The sequence below is a fragment of the Microbacterium sp. Leaf436 genome, from assembly GCF_001424715.1.
Lineage (GTDB): Bacteria > Actinomycetota > Actinomycetes > Actinomycetales > Microbacteriaceae > Microbacterium.
Genome location: NZ_LMRB01000005.1, coordinates 122682 through 140879, shown reverse-complemented (window position 1 = coordinate 140879; position 18198 = coordinate 122682). Strand labels below are relative to the sequence as shown.

The window sequence follows — 18198 nt, the reverse complement described above, 5'->3', positions numbered from 1 at the left end:
GCGGTGCTGATCACCGCCGTCTACGTCGACCAGGTACGCCGCACCGCCGCCACCCGCGGCAACACCCAAAGCCTCTGGCGAAAGTTCGTCAGCGGAGGACGCCGCAGCTGAGGCCCGGCATCCGACCCCTTTTCCCCGGTACCCCACCAAGAATCCAACCAGGAGAACGGCACATCACAATGAAGTGGAACAACAAGGCGACCGCACTGACGGTCCTCGGTATGGCAGCAACGCTCACGTTCACCGGCTGCGCCGGCGGCGCGGCCTCCGGAGGCGCGTCGGCGGGCGCGGACGGGTACAAGATCGCATTCGTTCCGGGCGTCTCGGGGGATGAGTTCTACATCTCGATGCAGTGCGGCATCCAGGCCGAGGCCGAGGCCGAGGGCGCTACGGTCACCACCCAGGGTCCCGAGAAGTTCGACCCCACCCTGCAGAAGCCCATCGTCGACGCCGTCGTCGCCTCCCAGCCCGACGCGCTGCTCATCGCCCCCACCGACGTGTCCGCCATGCAGGCACCCATTGCCGCCGCCGAAGCCGCGGGGATCAAGGTCGTCCTGGTCGACACGACGCTGGAGGACCCCTCCGGCGCGGTCTCGCAGGTATCGAGCGACAACGAGGGCGGCGGCGCTGCGGCCTTCGACGCCATCAAGGATGCGAACCCGGGCGGCGGCAAGGTGCTCGTCGTGTCGACCGACCCCGGTGTCTCCACGACCGACGCCCGCGCCACCGGCTTCGAAGACGCCGTGAAGAAGGATTCGACCTTCGAGTCGGTGGGTGTGCAGTACTCGCACAACGAGCCCTCCACGGCTGCCGAGATCGTGACCGCCGCGCTGCAGAAGGACCCCGACATCGTCGGCATCTTCGCCGCGAACCTGTTCGCCGCCGAGGGGTCCGCCACCGGTGTGCAGCAGGCCGGTAAGCAGGGCGCGGTCACCATCGTCGGCTTCGATGCCGGCCCCGCCCAGGTGAAGGCCCTCCAGGCCGGCACGGTGCAGGCGCTCGTCGCGCAGGAGCCCGCCACCATCGGCTCCGACGGTGTGAAGCAGGCCATCGCCGCGCTCAAGGGTGAGGCGACGGAGGAGAAGATCCAGACCGGCTTCACGATCCTGACGAAGGACAACATCGACAGCGACGGCAAGGACGCGGTCTACAAGTCCACCTGCTGACACCCCGGGCGGTCAGTGCGCAGAGCACTGGCCGCCCCTTGTCGTGGCGGCCGCTCGTCCGAGCGACATCGAGCTGCGCTGGCGCCGCGTTCCGTAAGACCGGCGCAGTCACCCCATAAACGAACAATTACGAAAAGGACAATGATGTTCGGTACTTCGTTCACGCGTGCGACCACTTCTACCGTCGCGCTCGCAATGATCACAGGAGCCCTCGTGCTACAGCCGTCGGATGCACGCGCAGCCGCTCCAGCAGCTCCACCCGCGGCCGCCTTCAGCAGTGCGCTGAGCAGTACGACAACCGCCAGTGAGTTCGACACCCTGCGGCAGAAGTACGCCGTCATGTTGGCGGGCGGTTCCACGTTCGATGCATCGGACGCGGACATCGCGGCGCGTATCACACGCATCACCGCAACCGGTCAGCAGTACTGGGACTCGATGAAGAAGAACTCCGACCGGAACCGGCTGTGGGACGACTCACCGTTCGGGAACGACTCAGCCAGCGTCACGCGGACGTACCAGCACCTGCGCGACATGGCCCTCGCTTACTCCACGGCAGGTTCGAGCCTGCAGGGGAACACTCAGCTCAAGGCCGACCTCATCGGCGCCCTGGACTGGATGAACACCAAGGTCTACTACAACGGCGCCACCATGTATCAGAACTGGTGGCACTGGCAGATCGGAGCGCCGCTCGCGCTGAACGACATCGTCGCCCTCGTATACAGCGATCTCACCAGCACTCAGGTTTCCGGCTACATGGCCGCTGTTTCCTACGCCCAGCCGACGGTCGCGATGACCGGCGCAAACCGACTGTGGGAGAGCCAGGTCATCGCGATCTCGGGTATCAATGCTCAGGATGCCGCACGGGTCGCGGCCGGTCGTGACGGGCTGAGCGCGCTCTTCCCCTACGTCACGACGGGCGACGGGTTCTACGCGGACGGATCCTTCGTTCAGCACAACTTCTACGCCTACAACGGCGGATACGGAGCGTCCCTCCTCTCCGGCATCGCCGACCTGATGTACCTGCTCGAGGATTCCACCTGGGACGTCACGGACCCGAACAGCGCCAACGTGATCCAGTGGGTCTACAACGCGTACGAACCGTTCATCTACAAGGGCAACCTGATGGATATGGTTCGAGGCCGTGAAGCGAGCCGTTTCGGGACGCAGGACGACGATGCGGCGGTGTCCGTACTCGCGTCCATCACGCGGCTCGCCGACGTCGCGCCGCCGGCAGACTCCACCGCGTTCAAGAGCATGATCAAAGCGTGGCTGAGCGTGGATGCGGATAAGACGTTCCTCTCCCAGGTGCCGGTCGACCTCATCGTGTCCGCGAAAGACATCTTGGGCGATAGCACCGTTCCGGCTCGCGCTGAGCTCGTGGCCAGCCGTCAGTTCACGGGTATCGACCGCACGGTTCACCTCCGACCGGGCTTCGGGTTCGGCATCAGCATGGCCTCGAGCCGGATCGGCGGATACGAGTCCATCAACTCGGAGAACGCGAAAGGGTGGCACACCGGCGACGGCATGACCTACCTGTACAACAACGACCTGAGCCAATTCAACGATGACTTCTGGCCCACCGTCGACAGCTACCGACTCCCGGGTACCACCGTTCTGAAGAACACGACTCAGCCCGCCAACAGTCGGACGGACAAATCCTGGGTCGGTGGTGCCAGCATTCTGGGTCAGTACGGCGTCACCGGCATGGAGCTGCATCCCGTGGGCCGCACCTTGGAGGGCAAGAAGTCGTGGTTCATGTTCGACGACGAGATCGTCGCGCTGGGTGCGGGGATCACGAGCACCGACGGCATCGGGACCGAGACCATCGTGGAGAATCGCAAGCTGAACGCCGCGGGTGATAACGCGCTGACGGTCAACGGCGCAGCCACATCGTCGGCGCTGGGATGGGCGGAGACGGCGTCTGGGGTGAATACTGTTCACCTCTCGGGAAGCGTCGCCGGCTCGGACATCGGCTACTACTTCCCGGGTGGGGCGACCGTGAATGGTCTGCGCGAGCAGCGAACAGGAAACTGGAAGCAGCTCAACTCCTCCTCGGAATGGGCGAATACCACCGCCATCAACCGGAACTACCTCTCGCTTGCGCTGGACCAGGGGACCAACCCGAGCAACGCGGGGTACTCGTACGTTCTTCTGCCCAACAAGACGAGCGCTCAAGTGAGCAGTTACGCTGCAGCCCCCCACATCAGCATCCTCGAGAACTCCGCATCCGTGCAGGCGGTACGAGAAAACTCGCTGAACGTCACGGGGATCAATTTCTGGAAGGACGAGCCGACGTCCGCTGCCGGTGTGACCACCGACAAGAAGGCGTCGGTCATGGTGAGCAAGACCACCGACAGCGTCGAGCTGTCGGTGGCCGATCCGACCCAGAAGAACACCGGACAGGTCTACCTCACGCTGGACGGCCCCGCGACAGGACTCATCTCGAAGGATCCGGAGGTCACCGTCCTCCAGTACACGCCGACCGTGAAGGTGAAGGTGAATGTGAACGGCGCCGGTGGGAAGGACTTCCACGTCAAGTTCTCGCTCGGCGGTGCTCAGCAACCCAATCCCGCACCGATTGCGCTGCCGAACGTCTACGAAGCCGAAACGCTGCCCGTCAACGCACTCACTGATTCCGTCACGCTGTACAACGACGCGAACGCGAGCGGCGGGAAGAAACTGGGAGTCAACAACAACGCCGTCGGCGACTACATCGAGTTCAGCGTCGATGTGCCGCAAGCAGGCACGTACGACATCACGTCGCGGGCCTTCAAGTCCAGCGGAAACGGTATCTATCAGCTGTCCGTCGGCGGGAACAACGTCGGAAGCCCCCAGGACTTCTTCTGGAGCACCACCGCCGGGCAAAAGGACCTGACCTCGGGGTCGTACGCGTTCCCCGCACCCGGCAGCTACCTCATTCGCCTGACGACCACCGGCAAGAACAGCAGCGCCGCGGGGTACAAGCTGATGTTGGATTATCTGAAACTCACCCCCACCGCGGGAAGCTAGCCCCCGACCCGCCTCGAGCTAGGCCCGTCAGTGTCGCTCCCGCAGCGGCTGCTGACGGGCCGTAGCTCGAAAGGGGAGAGACGGCGATTCCGACGCGACGACTACTGGTGGCGTGTTCGGCGCGTCAGGGACGTACGCGCCCGGGGCCCACGTCCCCATGGCTGAGTTCCAGCGCCGTACAGGCCCGGCGCGCCAGTGCCCCGCCTGCGTGGCGGAGCCAACGAGCAGGCTCGAGCCGGGCTGCGCTCCCGGACCCGGCGATGTCGGTCAGCGAAACCACCTCGGTGAAGCCGGAGGTGTCTGCACCTGGGGAGATGCGGCCGGCGATGAGCCCCACGGGTACGCCCAGCTCCTGGGCCAGGCTCTGCACGTATCCCGGGACCTTGCCGTGAGCGGATTGGCCGTCGAAGGCGCCTTCCCCGGTGATGACGAAGGCGGCGTCGGCGATGGCTTCGCGCAATCCCGACAGCTCGGCGACCGCGTGCGCGCCGGACCGCAGTTGTCCTCCCCATCCTGACAACGCGAAACCTGCGCCACCGGCGGCGCCGGATCCCGATGCCTCCGGGTGGGCCCTCGACAGTGCGCCTGTCAGCAGCGGCGCGAACTGTCCGAGCGCTTCGTCCACCCTCCGACACTCGTCTCCGGTGAATCCCTTCTGCGCTCCGAAGACACGAGCCGCGCCTTCGCTGCCCGTGAGCGGGTTCGTCACATCAGACAGGACGATGATCCCGCCCCGCGGAACCGCCCTGAGGTGTGAAACGTCCACCGTCACCACATCCCGCAGCCCGCGGGCGCCCGGCGGCACAGGCTCGCCTTCGCCATCCAAGAAGCGGGCACCGAGCGCGCGCAAGAGCCCGGTCCCCGCGTCGGTGGACGCGGAAGACCCGATCCCCGCGATGAGCGTTTCCATCCCGTGGTCGAGGGCAGCGCGGATCACGTGCCCGAAGCCAGAGGTGTCGGCATCCCAGGGCCGCAGGGCCTCCGCGTAGAGCTCGATTCCACTCGAACTGGCGAGTTCGACCACACCGACTCGGCCGGGGAGCTCTCCCCACGACGCGTGAACGGGGCCCCGTGGGCCGTCTACGTCGACGAAGTGCTCCGCCGCCTCGGATTCTGCGGCGAGGAAGGCTCGCAACGTGCCCTCGCCACCGTCCGCCATCGGTCGGGACACGGCGCGAAGGCGCGGCGCCACGCGCCGCCACCCGTCGGCGACGGCGTGAACCGCGTCTTCTGCGGCGATGGATCCTTTGAAGCTGTCGAGCGCGAAGACGACTTTCACGGACGCACCCACACCTGCAGCGGGACGAGTCCCCACGGACCGGACGGCGTGAGGCCCGGAGTGGGCGATCGCGGATTCATCGCCCGCGCCCTAGCTCTGCAGGTGCGGTGACACGAACCGCTCGAACGAACGCGCGGTGGTGTGCAGGACCGCCGAGGTGTCGTCCGCCCACACCTCGGCGTTGAAGATCTCCACTTCGATGTCGCGGTTGTAGCCGGTCGCTTCGACGGCGGTGGTGAGTGACGCGAAGTCGATGACGCCCTCACCGGGGTAGTGACGGCTGAGCAGGACGTCGTGGGGGAGGGGAGTCTTCCAGTCGCACACTTGGTACGTGGCGATGCGGCCTTCGCGTCCGGCGCGATCGATGGAGTTCAGGACCGCGGGATCCCAGAAGATATGGAACGTGTCGACCGTGACGGCCACTTCGGCGGGTTCGAAAGCTGCGGCGAGATCCAGCGCTTGAGCCAGGGTCGAGATGACGCAACGGTCCGTCGCGTACATGGGATGCAGAGGTTCCAGCGCGAGAGTGACGCCCGCGCTTCGTGCGTGCGGGACGAGCGCACCGATGGCATCGCGAGCGCGTTCTCTCGCGCCGGCGATGTCCCGGGACCCCTCGGGGAGCCCGCCCGCGACGACGACGAGGGTCGGCGTTGAGCCCTCCGCCCCCGCGGCCGCCAAGGCCGCCGTTTCATCGATGGCGCGGCGGTTGTCGTCGCTGTTGGCGAGACGTCGTGCTTCGTCCGGCTGCCCGAAGAATCCCGCACGACAATACGTCGTGAAGCGCATGCCGGAGTCCGCCAGCATCGCGCACGCCGTGTCGAAACCGACCTCGGCGACGGGCTCACGCCAGAGTCCGATCGCCTCGTAGCCGGCCGCAGCGGATGTGGTGAGAGCCGTGGCGAGGTCAGCATGTTTCACAGTTGCCTGATTGATGGACAAGCGCGGGTGAACCCTCACGACTCCACTCCGTTCAGGCGCAACATGGCGTGCCATCGTGAGGCGGCAAGCTCGGGACACTCGAGGACGTTCGCCTCGTTGGCCAGCTCGACGATCTTCGACAGGTGCGGCAGGCTCCGCGCGGCATGAAGACCGCCGACCATCTGAAACGACGGCTGGTGCCCATTCAGCCAGGCCAGGAAGGCGACGCCCGTCTTATAGAAATACGTGGGCGCAGAGAAGATCTGCCGGCTGAGGGCCACCGTCGGTTCGAGTATCCGACGAAACGCGTCTTCATCTCCCGCATCCAGCGCTTGAATGCCGGCGGATGCGGCCGGCGCGAACGCCGCGAAAGCCCCGAGCAGCGCGTCGGAATGGGATCGGGGGCGTTCCCCTGAACCTGCCGCGTCCTGGGAGGCGATGAGCTCGACGTAGTTGAAGTCGTCTCCCGTGAACATCCGCACGGTGCGGGGGAGGCGTTCACGAACCCACATCTCCGCGCCGGCGTCGAGCAGGCTCATCTTCACTCCGGAGACCCTGTCTTCGTTCTCGTCGATGATGCTGAGCAGCGTCGCTGCCGCGGTTCTCCAGTCGGAGGCTCCGAAGTAGCCCGCCAGTTCGGGGTCGAATGCCTCGCCGAGCCAGTGGAGGACGACGGGCTTCGACGCGCTCCGCAACACGCCGCGATAAACGCTGCGGTAGTCGTCAGCGTTCTGCGCGGTACGCGCAAGATGCCGGGATGCCATGAAGACGGCGCCCGCGCCGTGATCTTCCGCGTAATGGAGTTGCCCGGTGTACGCATCCACGATCTCGGACAGTGACGCGGTAGTCGATTCGAGATCGTCCGTATTGACTCCGACGACGAGTGCGCCGTCTTCCTCGCGGGCGACCTCCGCGGAACGGGCGATGAGTTCCCGCGTCGCAGCGGTGTCCAAGCCCATGTTTCGCTGTGCCGTGTCCATGGCATCGGCGACCCCGAGCCCCCACGAATAGGTCGCGCGGCGGAACTGCAACGTCGCGTCCCAGTCGATCTGCGCGGGACTGCCCGGAGTGTTGGCCGCCCAGGTGACCGGAACCACGTGCGCGGCGGCGTACGCGACCCGACTGCTGAGCGGCTGCGGGGGTTTCGTCCACGGCGGGGACGGTGCGAGATCGACCGTGGTCGTAACGCCGCCGATCGAGAGGAGGGACAGTCCGGTCACGCGTCGCTCTCCTGCGCGTGGACGGTCAGCGGCTGAAGGGCGACTTTGCGCCCTTCGCGGCTGGAGCGCAGACCCGCCTCAGCGAGCTGCACCCCCCGCGCGCCGGCGAGAAGGTCGAACGGGTAGGGAGTCCCGACGACGTAGGAGACGAGGAAGTCCTCCCACTGCTGGCGGAACCCGTTGATGAACACCTCGTTCGTGGGCACCCGCTGCCAGTCGCCGTCATAGTCGTGCGCGTCTTCGAGGTCGGGGTTCCACACGGGTTTGGGGGTGGCGTTGCGCGGCTGGATCTTGGCGCCGAAAAGCCCGACGACAGCCGAACCATGCGTCCCGTCGACCTGGAACTCGACGAGCTCGTCCCGGTTCACGCGCACCGTCCAGGACGAGTTGATCTGCGCGACGACCCCGCCTTCGAGTTCGAAGATGCCGTAGGCCGCGTCTTCGGCGGTCGCGTCGTAATGCTCACCGGCTTCGTCCCAGCGGTCTTTCACGTGAACAGCCGCTTCGGCATAGACGCTCTGAACCTCACCGAACAGGTTCTCCAGCACGTAGTTCCAGTGGGGGAACATGTCGACGATGATTCCGCCGCCGTCCTCGGCCCGGTAATTCCAGCTGGGACGCTGCGCGGGTTGCCAGTCGCCTTCGAAGACCCAGTAGCCGAACTCGCCACGAACGGACAGGATGCGTCCGAAGAAGCCGGAGTCGATCAGCCGCTTCAGTTTCTGCAGACCGGGGAGGTAGAGCTTGTCGTGTACCACTCCCGTTTTGACCCCGGCTTCGTCAGCGAGCCGGGCGAGTTCCAGCGCTTCTTCAAGGCTCTCCGCGGTGGGCTTCTCGGTATAGATGGTCTTGCCCGCCGCGATGGCTTTGCGCAGGGCCGTCGACCGCGCCTTCGTGACGAGGAAATCGGCGTAGATCTCCCACCGGGGGTCCGCGAGAGCTGCGTCGAGGTCGGTCGTGTAATCCTCGATGTCATGCTGCGCGGCAAGCTCCGCGAGCGTGGAGATGCTGCGACCCACGAGAAGCGGCTTGACGGTCACGCGGGATCCGTCGGCGAGCTCGATGCCGCCGGCATCGCGAATCGCGAGAATCGACCGGACGAGATGCTGGCGATATCCCATCCGCCCGGTGGCGCCGTTCATGATGATGCCGATCTCGCGTGTGCGGGTCTCGGCGGGGGAGTGGAGATTCATTCGTTGCCTCTCTGAGGGCCGGGGTGTCGCCGGACGAAGTGGGGAGGAGTCGGTCTTGCCGTCAGTGCGAATCAGCACGACGGCAGCGCAGGGTCAGGATTTGGAAGGGGCGAAGCGTCAGCTCGAGGGACGCGGTGTCTGAGAAGCACCTGGCATCGTCGATCGGACGTTCGATGAGGTCGACCTCCTCGATGGAGGCGAACGCCACTGCGAACGCGAGGGTCGTCGTCTGTCGACCGCCCGACGACTCGTACACGCGGACGATGAGGTCTTCCGAAGCATCTTCGGCGAGCTTGACGGTGTTGACACGTACCGCTGCGTTGGACGAGGTGACCAGCGGAGGAACATCGTCGCTGCCCCGGATGCTGCGCAGCGCCCGGTCGAGCTGGTGACCTTCTTCGGCGGCGTCGGTCAGCGTCGCCTCCGGACGAATGCGGAAACGCATCTCGTGGTGGCCCTGATCGGCATCCGGGTCGGGGAAGGTCGGCGCGCGCAGAACGGACAGTCCCACGGTCGTGACCACTGCACCTTCCGCGGATATCCCGCGCTCAACGGAGTGGCCGTACGTGGAGTCGTTCGCGATGGCCACGGCATACTCCGCTTCCGCCACGTGGATCCAGCGCTGAGCGACGACTTCGAAGCGTGCTTCGTCCCACGAGGTGTTGGCGTGCGTCGAGCGAGTGACGTGTCCGAACTGGATCTCCGCTCGCGTCGCATCGGCGTGAATCTCCAGGGGCACGTACATGCGCAGAAGCCGATGCCTCTCACGCCAGTCGACCCTCAGCTCCACCTCGACGCTGGGGGAGTCCGGATCCAGGCGCACGATCTGAGTGATGAGGCTGTTCCCCACGCGACGCGACGCAGAGACACGGCCTGCCCCATCCGTGACGGAGGCCTCGACGGTATCCGCGCGGTCGAGTTCCACAGCTCGCGTCCGATAGTGCCGGTCGATATCCCAGGCGTCCCATTTGTCGGGGTAGTCGGGGTGTAGTCGTAGGACCGCCGCCCTCTCGCCGCGGGGTATGGCCTCGCGACCCGAGGGGCCGCTCAGGCCGACGATCACACCGTCCGCATCGACGACGACGCGCGTGAGTGCGTTCTGCAGCACCCACCCTCCCTCGGGGCGGGCGGTGAGACGCGTCTCGGACAGAGGCGTCGGGGTCGCTCCGACGCCTCCGGCGGATACCATCCCGAGCGTCAGCGGAGCGGAGTTCGCTACGAGTTTTCGCTCACCCTCCCCGGTCAGGGCCGCCAAGCTCGCACGAATCGAGTCTTCGAGCTTGATGGCGAGGTCCGCGTAAGCTGCCTCCGCTTCGCGGTGGACCCAGGCGATGGAGCTGCCCGGCAGGATGTCATGGAACTGCAGGAGGAGCGTTTGCTGCCACGCTTCTTGCAGGAGCGCGAACGGATACGTTGCCCGTCCGTACAACGCCGCGGTCGCCCCCCACATCTCGGCCTCGTGAAGGAGTCGCTCGGTCCGGCGGTTGCCCTGCTTCGTCTTGAGCTGGGTCGTGAGCGTGCCACGGTGCAACTCCAGATACATCTCCCCTGTCCACACGGGCAGGACAGCGCTCTCCCCACGGGCGAGTTCGTAGAAATCCCGTGGCGAGCCCAGTGTGACGCGCGGCGAGCCTTCGAGGTCTTGCTGACGGTGCGCGACTTCCACCATTTCGCGGGTCGGCCCACCGCCGCCATCGCCCCACCCGAACGGTGCGAGGGACACGCTCTGGGTGCCGTGATCCGTGAACGTGCGCTCAGCGTGCGCGAGCTCGGCGGGCGAGAGCTCGGCGTTGTAGGTCTCGATGGGCGGGAAGTGCGTGAACACCCGTGTCCCATCGATACCCTCCCACCAGAAGGTGTGGTGCGGCATCCGGTTGGTCTGGTTCCACGAGATCTTCTGGGTCATGAACCACTCAGCCCCGGAGAGCCGGATGAGCTGCGGCAGGGATGCGGAGTAGCCGAACGTATCCGGGAGCCAGACCTCGGTCGTGTCCACTCCGAACTTGTCGAGGAACCATCTCTTACCGACGATGAGCTGACGCGCCGTTGCCTCGCTGCCCGGCAGGTTGGTGTCGGGTTCGACCCATTGACCGCCCACCAGGATGAAACGGCCCGCCCTGACCTGCTCGCCGATGCGGGCGAAGATCTCGGGATAGTGCTCCTCCATCCAGGCCAGCTGCTGGGCGGAGGAGCACGCGAACGTCATGTCGGGGTATCGCTCGAGCAGCTCGAGGACGTTGGAGAACGTGCGAGCGCACTTGCGGATGGTCTCGCGTACCGGCCACAGCCACGCGGAGTCGATGTGAGCGTGCCCCGTGGCGAGAATCGTGTGAGCACTGTCGCTGGCCCGCGCCGCCAAAGCGGGGGCCAGCGACTCCCGCGCGCGCCCGAGAGAGCCGGGAAGGTCGTCGGGGTCGATCCCGTCGAGCATGGCGGTCACGCTCGCCCAGATGCGGGCGCGGCGAGGCGAGTGCTCGGGGAGCTGGTTCGCGAGACCGCACAGCACGTCGATGTCGAGCAGGAGCCGCTCGGCTCTCGTGTCCACTAACCCGATGTCGAGGCGCCGGAGAGTGTAGAGCTCGGCGCCTTCTGGCAGTGCGGAGGCGCCCAGATGTGTCGAACGCCAGTGCGATTCGGGAGGGATTGTCGGGTTGGCGGCGAGTTCGAGGTACAGATCGACGGTGCCCTGCTCGACCGGCACCCACGCGTTGCGCGGTGAGACGCCCTTGACGATGGTGCCGTCGGGGCGGAACGCCAGGGCTTCCGCCTGAAACCCCGGTGACTCGCCGTTGAACCCGAGGTCGAGGATCAGCTCGATGCGGTGATGCGGGGTGACCGTCCACGCCGCGGGCACCAGTCCCGTGACGTGCAGCCATAGCGTGCTCCACGGGGTTCCCCACCGCTGGCCGACGGTGAAGGGCTGGAACGGTTTGTCGAGGATGTCGGAGAAGGGCACGGGTTCGCCGGGCACCCGCCACGCGCTGATGTCGACGGGCGCCGACGCTGCCACGACGAGGGGGCGGAGTGTCTCCTGAACGAAGCGGTCGATGCGATCCGAGACAGGGGCGGTCATCGAGGCACGACCTCGACTCGGAAGCCCGCGGCGAACAGCGGGTCTGGGGTGCTGTTGGGCACGTCTTCGGGGGAGTTCTCGATGGCGCCCGGGGAGCGTGGGATCTCGAAGGGGAGTCGCCCGCGTGGCGCGATCTGACCGGTGAGCGCCGCGACGAGCGCCTCGTCGCTGACCCCGTATGTGCCGACGACCGTGTCGGCGATGTCGACGAGGGGCGTGAGGATGGCGGGTCGTTCCAGGTTGGCGTCGACGATGAGTCGTGTCTTGCCGGCCACGGTCCGCAGCCGCGACAGGAGTCCGGGCCGGTATTCCAGCGAACCCTGGTGGAAGAGCGACTCGAACAGCAGGTCGTCACGAGGCTCGTACGGTGCGGGAAGTCGGACGACCGCGAAATCTGCGTCCTCCGGACGGGGTACGACGCGACCCAGACGACGGGCGGCCTTCTCCGACATTCCCTCGACGTAGACGCGCAGCTCTTGCTCTCGAGGGACGGGCAGGAGGGGCGTCCCCTTGTCGTCCTGCGCGTTGCGGAGGACGGTGACGGAGGCCGCCTGAGCGCGGAACCCTGCCTCGTTGTGCGCGGCGCATCCGACGACTTCCGCCGCTTCGTCCTCGTCGACGTATGGATCGTCGAAGAGCCCGAGCCGGAACTTGAGTTCGAGCAGACGCATCGCCGACTCATCGATCCGGGCTTCCGCGACGCGGCCGGTGTGGACGAGGTCGAGCAGGAGGTCCGTGCACTCCTCACCGCCGAACTGGTCGCAGCCGGCGGCGATGGCCTTCAGCATCCGCTCGGCGGGGGACAGGTGTTCCACACCCCAGGCCTTCGCGGGGAGGACCTGCCCCTGCGCAACGTTGTCGTGGATGAGCTCCCAGTCGGTCACGACGACCCCGGTGAAGCCCAGCACCTCCCGGAGCAATCGTGTGACGATCTGACGGTTGAAGGAGAAACCGACGGGTTCGATGGGCTCGCCGTCGATCTGGAGGTCTACGGGCATGCCGTAGTACGGCATGATTCCTGCCGTTCCGGCGGCGATGGCTGCGCGGAACGGGGCGAGGTGCAGCGAGAACTGTCCGCCGGGGTACACCTGCTCGCGGCCGTACGGGAAGTGGGCATCCTCCCCACCCAGCTGCGGTCCCGCCCCGGGGAAGTGCTTGGTGACGCACGCCACGGAACCCTCGCCGACATGCGCGCCTTGGAACCCTTCCAGGTACGCCCGAAGGGCGCGGATGGTCCGCTCAGGGTCCGCTCCGAACGTCTGGAACTGCCTGCCCCACCGGGGTTCGCTGGCGAGATCCACCTGCGGGTGGAGAGCCATGCGAATACCGACGGCGAGGTACTCCGTGCGAGCGATGCGCGCGTGTTCGAGGATGTCGGCGTCGTCCAGGGCGGCGAGGCCGAGCGGTTCAGGCCATTGCGAGAACCCGTGTGCGGCGAAGGAGGCTCCGGCGTTCTCGGTGAAGGCGTGCCGAGGGTCTGTGCTGATGGTGACGGGGATCGCGTGTTCGGTCTGCGCCGCGAGTGCCTGCAGCGCATTGGCCCAGCGGGCTGCTTCTCGAGGAGTCCCGAGCCCGTGCACATTGAAGTGGTTCATGCGCTTGTCGAGTACGACGGTGCTGGTGGGGGACTTGCTCAGGGCACCCGTGGTCTCGACGAGGGTGCCGTTCGGCCCGGACTCGATGACGGTGTGGAACATCAGCCCGACCTTGTCCTCGAGGGAGAGTCGAGTCAGAAGGTCAGCTGCGCGCTCTGTCGACGTCAGGCGGGGGTTCTGGTGGTGCGAGGTCACGCTCAGCCTTTCAGACCGGTGAAACCGATCCCCTTCACGATGGAACGCTGGAAGATCAGGAAGATGAGGATCGGGGGGATGCTGGCGATCAGGAGACCGGCGATGAGGTAGGCGGGATCCGTTGCCTGCGCGAGACGGGGGAGTGCGACTGCGAGCGGTTGCTTCTCCGGGTCGGTCAGCACGATGAGCGGCCACAGGAACTCTTTCCAGGCCGTCATGATCGACAGCAGCGAGACGACGGCCAGGATGGGGCGCGACATCGGCAGCACGATGCGCCAGAAGACGGTGAACCATCCGGCTCCATCGAGCTGCGCTGCTTCGAAGAGGTCTCGCGGGATGTCCTCGAAGAACTGTTTCACCAACAGGATCGTGAAGGCGTTCGCGCCCGCGGGAAGCCAAACAGCCCAGGGGGTGTCCGTCAGGCTCAGGTGAAGCAGAGGCAGATCGAGGACGGTCAAGTACAGGGCGATGAGGGTGACCGTGCCCGGTACGAAGAGCGTCAGAAGGATGGCGCCGTACACAAAACGCCCGTACCACGGTCGGATGACGGCAAGAGCGAAGCCTGCCGTTGCCGAGACGAGAAGCTGAACGATCCACGATCCCCCCACCAGGACGACGGTGTTCCCGAGGTACTGGCCGATCGACAGGAGGTCCCACGCGTCGGGGATGTTCTCCCACTTCGCGGGGCTGGGAATGAGGCTCAGCGGGTTCTGCAGCAGATCGGTGGTGGACGATATCGCTGCCCGCAGCATCCAGATCAGGGGGACCGCTCCGAGGGCGACGAGCCCGACGAGCAGCACGATGTGCATCGTGCGCCACCCGAGAAAGATGCGCGGCCGTCGCCAGTCGAAGCTCGACAGGATTCCGCGCTCGCGTGGTTCGGCTGGGGTGCGGGGTCGGGATTTGTCGACGGTGACAGTCATCGGGTGCTCCAAGAACGAGTGAGTCGCAGGTACACCGCTGACACGATGATGAGAACTGCGGCGAGGATGAGACTGAGGGCGGTGGCGACTCCGTAATTCCCGAACAGGAATGCGTAGCGATAGATCATCAGCAGGATGGTGACGGTGGCGTTCGCGGGTCCGCCGTCCGTCATCACGTAGGGCTCGGTGAAGACCTGGATGGCACCGATGATCTGGAGCAGGAGCAGAACGAGGATGACGCCGCGCATCTGCGGCAATGTGATGTGCACGATGCGTTTCCAGACGGATGCACCGTCGAGTTCCGCTGCCTCGTAGAGCTCGGTGCTGACGCCGGTGAGCGCGGCGAGGTAGATGAGGATGGCGGTGCCGGCTCCTGACCAGGTGGCCACGATGACGAGGCTCGGCATCGCGGTGTCCGGCGATTGCAGCCACGGCAGCGGGCCGATGCCTATCAGGCCGAGCAGGCTGTTGACGACGCCCGTCTCTCCCGGGTTGAAGAACACCTTCCACAGGAGGACCGAGACCACCGGTGGGATGACCACCGGGAGGTAGGCGAGGACGCGAGCGACGGTGCCCCCGCGGCGCAGTTCGGAGATCAGCACCGCGCAGAGCAGAGGGATGGGCAGACCGATGGCGAGCGAGAGCACCGTGAACCAGAGAGTGTTGACGGCTGCGCGCGGCAGGAGCGGGTCGGAGAAGAGGACCTCGAAGTTGTGCCATCCCACCCACTCGGGTGCGGTGACGAGGTCGGTCTGCTGGAACGCGAGCGCGGCACTCTGCACGATGGGCCACCACGCGAAGTAACCGAAGATGACGAGAGTCGGCGCGAGGAACGCCAGCGCCGCCCATGCTGCCCGGCTTCGGGTGAGGGACCGGCGACGCCGGTGCGGGGGCCGCGCGGCCTGCGCAGCGTGACGGTCGGTCACGCTGCGCAGGCGCTCGGTGGTGCTGGTCATCACTTGTACTGGGCCAGGATCTGGTTGACCCGCTGTTCGGCGTCGTCGAGCAGCGCATCGATGTCGGCGTTGCGGTCGGTGAGCACCGACTGGACGACGGGATCCAACGCCGCGTAGATCTCCTGGGAGCCGACCGCCGGCTCAGGGACGTACTCGAGCGAGTCCAGCGACGCGGTGTAGGAGGCGAAGTTCTCCACCGGCACGTTGACGTACTCGGCGATGGCGTCACGGTAGGCGGCGTACGCCTCTGCACTGAAGATGGGCGCGACGGGCACACCCACGGGAAGGCCATCCGCGGCGGAGGCCTCGGCGGTTTCCGCGGCGACGTCGAGGTCGTAGTTGGGGCGCAACGCCCGCCAGTCGATCCACTTGACCGCGGCTTCCTTCTCGGCTTCCGTCGCGGTGGCATTCACCATGAGGACGGTCGCGCCGGCGAGGGTCGCATCGGCGCCTCCCTGCGGCATCGCACCGGCTCCGAATGCTTCGGGCTTACCACCGGCAGCGATGTAGTTCGGGTAGACGTCCGGCGGAGCGGTCACCCACATCCCGACATTGCCGGCGGTGAACTCCGCGACGAGGTCCTCTTGCTTTCCGAGGACGTTGTCGCCGAGGGAGTCGTCTTCCCAGCGCATGTCCTTCCACAGCTGGAGGACGTCGCGGGCCGCGTCGTCGTTGAACGCGGCCTTCCACGTGCCATCACTGGACTGATCGATGATCTTGCCGCCATAGGTGTAGTCGTACCCCGTGAGGTGCCAGCCGCCGCTGTTGTTGGTGGTGATCTCACCGAAGCCGGTCTTGCCGGTCTTCTCCGAGATCTGCTTCGCCGCTGTGCGCACCTCGTCCCAGGTCTGCGGGGGAGCGTCGGGGTCCAGACCCGCCTGCGTGAAGAGGTCGCGGTTGTAGACGAGGCCGAAGGCGTAGCTCTTCTCGGGGATGCCGTAGACGGCGCCGTCTTGCTCGAGGAACTGCATGACGCGCGGGTTCAGGTCGGGGAAGCTGTCGAGCTCCGATGCCACGGATGCGATGTCCGCGACCTGCTTGCGCTCGATGAGCGCAGGTGGCTCGGTCAGAGGCACGCGCAGGAGCGTGGGTGCGCTGCCTCCGGCGAGGCGCGTGGCGAACGTCTTCGCATCCCAGGGGACGTCGGAAGCCTCCACGGTGATGTTCGGGTTGGCTTCCTCGAACGCGGCGACTTGACGTTCGAAAAGCTCCACCGCGGCGGTGTTGGTCGCGGCAGGTTTGCCCATGATGCTGATCGTGACCTTGCCGTCGCCGCTGTCTGCGTCGCCGGCTCCATTGCCTGCACTGCAGCCGGCCATGACCGCCAGAGCGGGCACGACAACTGCGGCTGCGAGTACGCGACGTGTGCGCTGTTGCATGATTCCTCCGTTCGAAGGCGGCCCGATGACCGCCACGCGGGTGCCCGACGAAGAACGGGGTGCTCCGTCACTTCGTCGTGCACGTGGGCCCAGTATGGGCACAGCCGCGCTCATATCGCAAGAAATATTCTCAAGTCATAAACACAAGTGTTTAAGACTTGTGCATATTTGAGACGTGTGGTTGCCTCGTGCCATGGTTGACGACGTCGACGGCGACACCTCGCACGCACACCCGAAGGCGCTCCTCGTGATGAGCGAGCGCACCTGCGGAGACCTCTTCGACGGGGCGCGTTGGCGACGACTGCGGGCGTTGGTGGATCTCGACGAGCCGGCGCGGGTAGACGTGTTCGACGACGAGGTGCTCGCCCGACTCGACAGCGTCGAGTTCCTCATCACGGGATGGGGAACCCCGGTGCTCGACTCGACCGTTCTGCGCGCAGCTCCGCGCCTCCGAGGTGTGCTTCACACGGGCGGCTCAGTGAAGAGCCTCGTCACGGAGCACTTCTGGGATCGCGGCATCATCGTGACGAGTGCCGCAGAAGCGAACGCGATCCCCGTCGCCGAGTTCACTCTCGCGACCATCCTGATGGAAGCCAAGCGAGTCCCCGTCTACGCGGCGGGGTACGCCTCGACACGGGACGTTGCGGGGTCCTGGCGAGACGACATCGCTCCGTCCGTCACATTCGGTGGCGTGGTCGGACTCGTCGGCTTCTCGCGCGTCGGACGTCGGGTCGCAGAGCTGCTCCGCCCGTTCGGGTTCGACGTCGTGGTGGCCGATCCCTACGCCACTCCCGAGGACGTCCATGCCGCGGGGGCGCGCCTGATCGACCTCGACGACCTGATGCCGCTCAGTGACATCGTGTCGATACACGCTCCGGAACTCCCGTCCACTCTCAACCTTCTGAATGCTCGACGCATCGGCGCGATGCGGCCTGGTGCTGTGCTCATCAACACGGCGCGCGGGGCACTGGTGGACACCGAAGCGCTGATCGAGCGATGCCGCCTCGGTCTGCTTCGTGCAGTGCTGGACGTCACCGACCCCGAGCCGCTACCCGCCGACTCGCCTCTGTTCGACGCTCCCGGGGTCGTTCTCACCCCGCACATCGCCGGGGCCATGCACCGCGAGACCTTGCGTCTTGCGGACTCGGCCCTCGACGGGCTCGAGGCACTCGTGCGCGGGAGCGCGCCCCGCCACGTGGTCGACCGATCGCTTCTCGGGCTGTCCGCGTAACGCGCGAGACGCCGCCGCCTCGTCTCGCGGGCGCTGCGGCGCCGACTGGGCCCGGATCGCA

12 protein-coding genes are annotated in these 18198 nt (G+C 66.3%); 3 read left to right on the top strand and 9 right to left on the bottom strand.

Features of this window, described 5'->3' with window-relative positions; genetic code table 11:
* Positions 1–221 precede the first annotated feature (221 nt).
* Positions 222–1166 (top strand): ABC transporter substrate-binding protein, encoded by a 945-nt coding sequence (locus tag ASG45_RS15635; protein WP_055839947.1) that lies wholly within the window; start codon positions 222–224, stop codon positions 1164–1166.
* Positions 1167–1307: 141 nt separating this feature from the next.
* Positions 1308–4175 (top strand): polysaccharide lyase family 8 super-sandwich domain-containing protein, encoded by a 2868-nt coding sequence (locus tag ASG45_RS15630; protein WP_082516654.1) that lies wholly within the window; start codon positions 1308–1310, stop codon positions 4173–4175.
* 124 nt (positions 4176–4299) lie between these two features.
* Here the strand turns inward: ASG45_RS15630 and ASG45_RS15625 are convergent, their stop codons facing one another.
* The 9 genes from ASG45_RS15625 to ASG45_RS15585 all read right to left on the bottom strand — a co-directional run bounded on the left by ASG45_RS15625 (position 4300) and on the right by ASG45_RS15585 (position 16906).
* Positions 4300–5454 (bottom strand): glycerate kinase, encoded by a 1155-nt coding sequence (locus ASG45_RS15625; protein ID WP_055839896.1) that lies wholly within the window; start codon positions 5452–5454, stop codon positions 4300–4302.
* 90 nt (positions 5455–5544) lie between these two features.
* Positions 5545–6447, bottom strand: coding sequence for a sugar phosphate isomerase/epimerase family protein (locus tag ASG45_RS15620; RefSeq protein ID WP_055839944.1), 903 nt, complete (start codon positions 6445–6447; stop codon positions 5545–5547).
* Complete coding sequence (locus ASG45_RS15615) at positions 6408–7592, bottom strand: DUF993 family protein (RefSeq protein WP_055839893.1); 1185 nt, start codon at positions 7590–7592, stop codon at positions 6408–6410. The genes ASG45_RS15620 and ASG45_RS15615 overlap by 40 nt, the downstream gene beginning before the upstream one ends.
* Complete coding sequence (locus ASG45_RS15610; RefSeq protein WP_055839890.1) at positions 7589–8785, bottom strand: Gfo/Idh/MocA family protein; 1197 nt, start codon at positions 8783–8785, stop codon at positions 7589–7591. Before ASG45_RS15610 ends, ASG45_RS15615 begins: the two co-directional genes overlap by 4 nt.
* Before the next feature lie 61 nt (positions 8786–8846).
* The gene (locus ASG45_RS15605; protein ID WP_055839888.1) at positions 8847–11858 is read right to left on the bottom strand and encodes an alpha-mannosidase; all 3012 of its coding nucleotides are present in this window, start codon (positions 11856–11858) and stop codon (positions 8847–8849) included.
* Positions 11855–13648, bottom strand: a complete 1794-nt coding sequence (locus tag ASG45_RS15600; RefSeq protein WP_055839884.1) for a glycoside hydrolase family 3 protein — start codon at positions 13646–13648, stop codon at positions 11855–11857. Before ASG45_RS15600 ends, ASG45_RS15605 begins: the two co-directional genes overlap by 4 nt.
* A 2-nt stretch (positions 13649–13650) precedes the next feature.
* On the bottom strand, positions 13651–14571 hold the full coding sequence (locus ASG45_RS15595) for a carbohydrate ABC transporter permease (protein WP_055839881.1): 921 nt from the start codon (positions 14569–14571) through the stop codon (positions 13651–13653).
* Positions 14568–15527 carry a carbohydrate ABC transporter permease gene (locus ASG45_RS15590; protein ID WP_055839941.1) on the bottom strand — a complete coding sequence of 320 codons (960 nt, stop codon included), beginning with the start codon at positions 15525–15527 and terminating at the stop codon, positions 14568–14570. The genes ASG45_RS15595 and ASG45_RS15590 overlap by 4 nt, the downstream gene beginning before the upstream one ends.
* Positions 15527–16906 carry an ABC transporter substrate-binding protein gene (locus ASG45_RS15585; RefSeq protein ID WP_162242856.1) on the bottom strand — a complete coding sequence of 460 codons (1380 nt, stop codon included), beginning with the start codon at positions 16904–16906 and terminating at the stop codon, positions 15527–15529. The genes ASG45_RS15590 and ASG45_RS15585 overlap by 1 nt, the downstream gene beginning before the upstream one ends.
* A 193-nt stretch (positions 16907–17099) precedes the next feature.
* On the opposite strand from ASG45_RS15585, the gene ASG45_RS15580 reads away from it, so the two are divergent.
* The gene (locus ASG45_RS15580; RefSeq protein ID WP_082516652.1) at positions 17100–18137 is read left to right on the top strand and encodes a hydroxyacid dehydrogenase; all 1038 of its coding nucleotides are present in this window, start codon (positions 17100–17102) and stop codon (positions 18135–18137) included.
* Positions 18138–18198: the final 61 nt, after the last annotated feature.

What these genes read in the sequence shown, in the direction of transcription:
- ASG45_RS15635 (WP_055839947.1), top strand. Translation starts at nt 222, where the DNA reads ATGGCAGCAACGCTCACGTTCACCGGCTGCGCCGGCGGCGCGGCCTCC.
- ASG45_RS15630 (WP_082516654.1), top strand. Translation starts at nt 1,308, where the DNA reads ATGATGTTCGGTACTTCGTTCACGCGTGCGACCACTTCTACCGTCGCG.
- ASG45_RS15620 (WP_055839944.1), bottom strand. Translation starts at nt 6,447, where the DNA reads ATGGCACGCCATGTTGCGCCTGAACGGAGTGGAGTCGTGAGGGTTCAC.
- ASG45_RS15610 (WP_055839890.1), bottom strand. Translation starts at nt 8,785, where the DNA reads ATGAATCTCCACTCCCCCGCCGAGACCCGCACACGCGAGATCGGCATC.
- ASG45_RS15605 (WP_055839888.1), bottom strand. Translation starts at nt 11,858, where the DNA reads ATGACCGCCCCTGTCTCGGATCGCATCGACCGCTTCGTTCAGGAGACA.
- ASG45_RS15595 (WP_055839881.1), bottom strand. Translation starts at nt 14,571, where the DNA reads ATGACTGTCACCGTCGACAAATCCCGACCCCGCACCCCAGCCGAACCA.
- ASG45_RS15590 (WP_055839941.1), bottom strand. Translation starts at nt 15,527, where the DNA reads ATGACCAGCACCACCGAGCGCCTGCGCAGCGTGACCGACCGTCACGCT.
- ASG45_RS15585 (WP_162242856.1), bottom strand. Translation starts at nt 16,906, where the DNA reads ATGCAACAGCGCACACGTCGCGTACTCGCAGCCGCAGTTGTCGTGCCC.
- ASG45_RS15580 (WP_082516652.1), top strand. Translation starts at nt 17,100, where the DNA reads ATGGTTGACGACGTCGACGGCGACACCTCGCACGCACACCCGAAGGCG.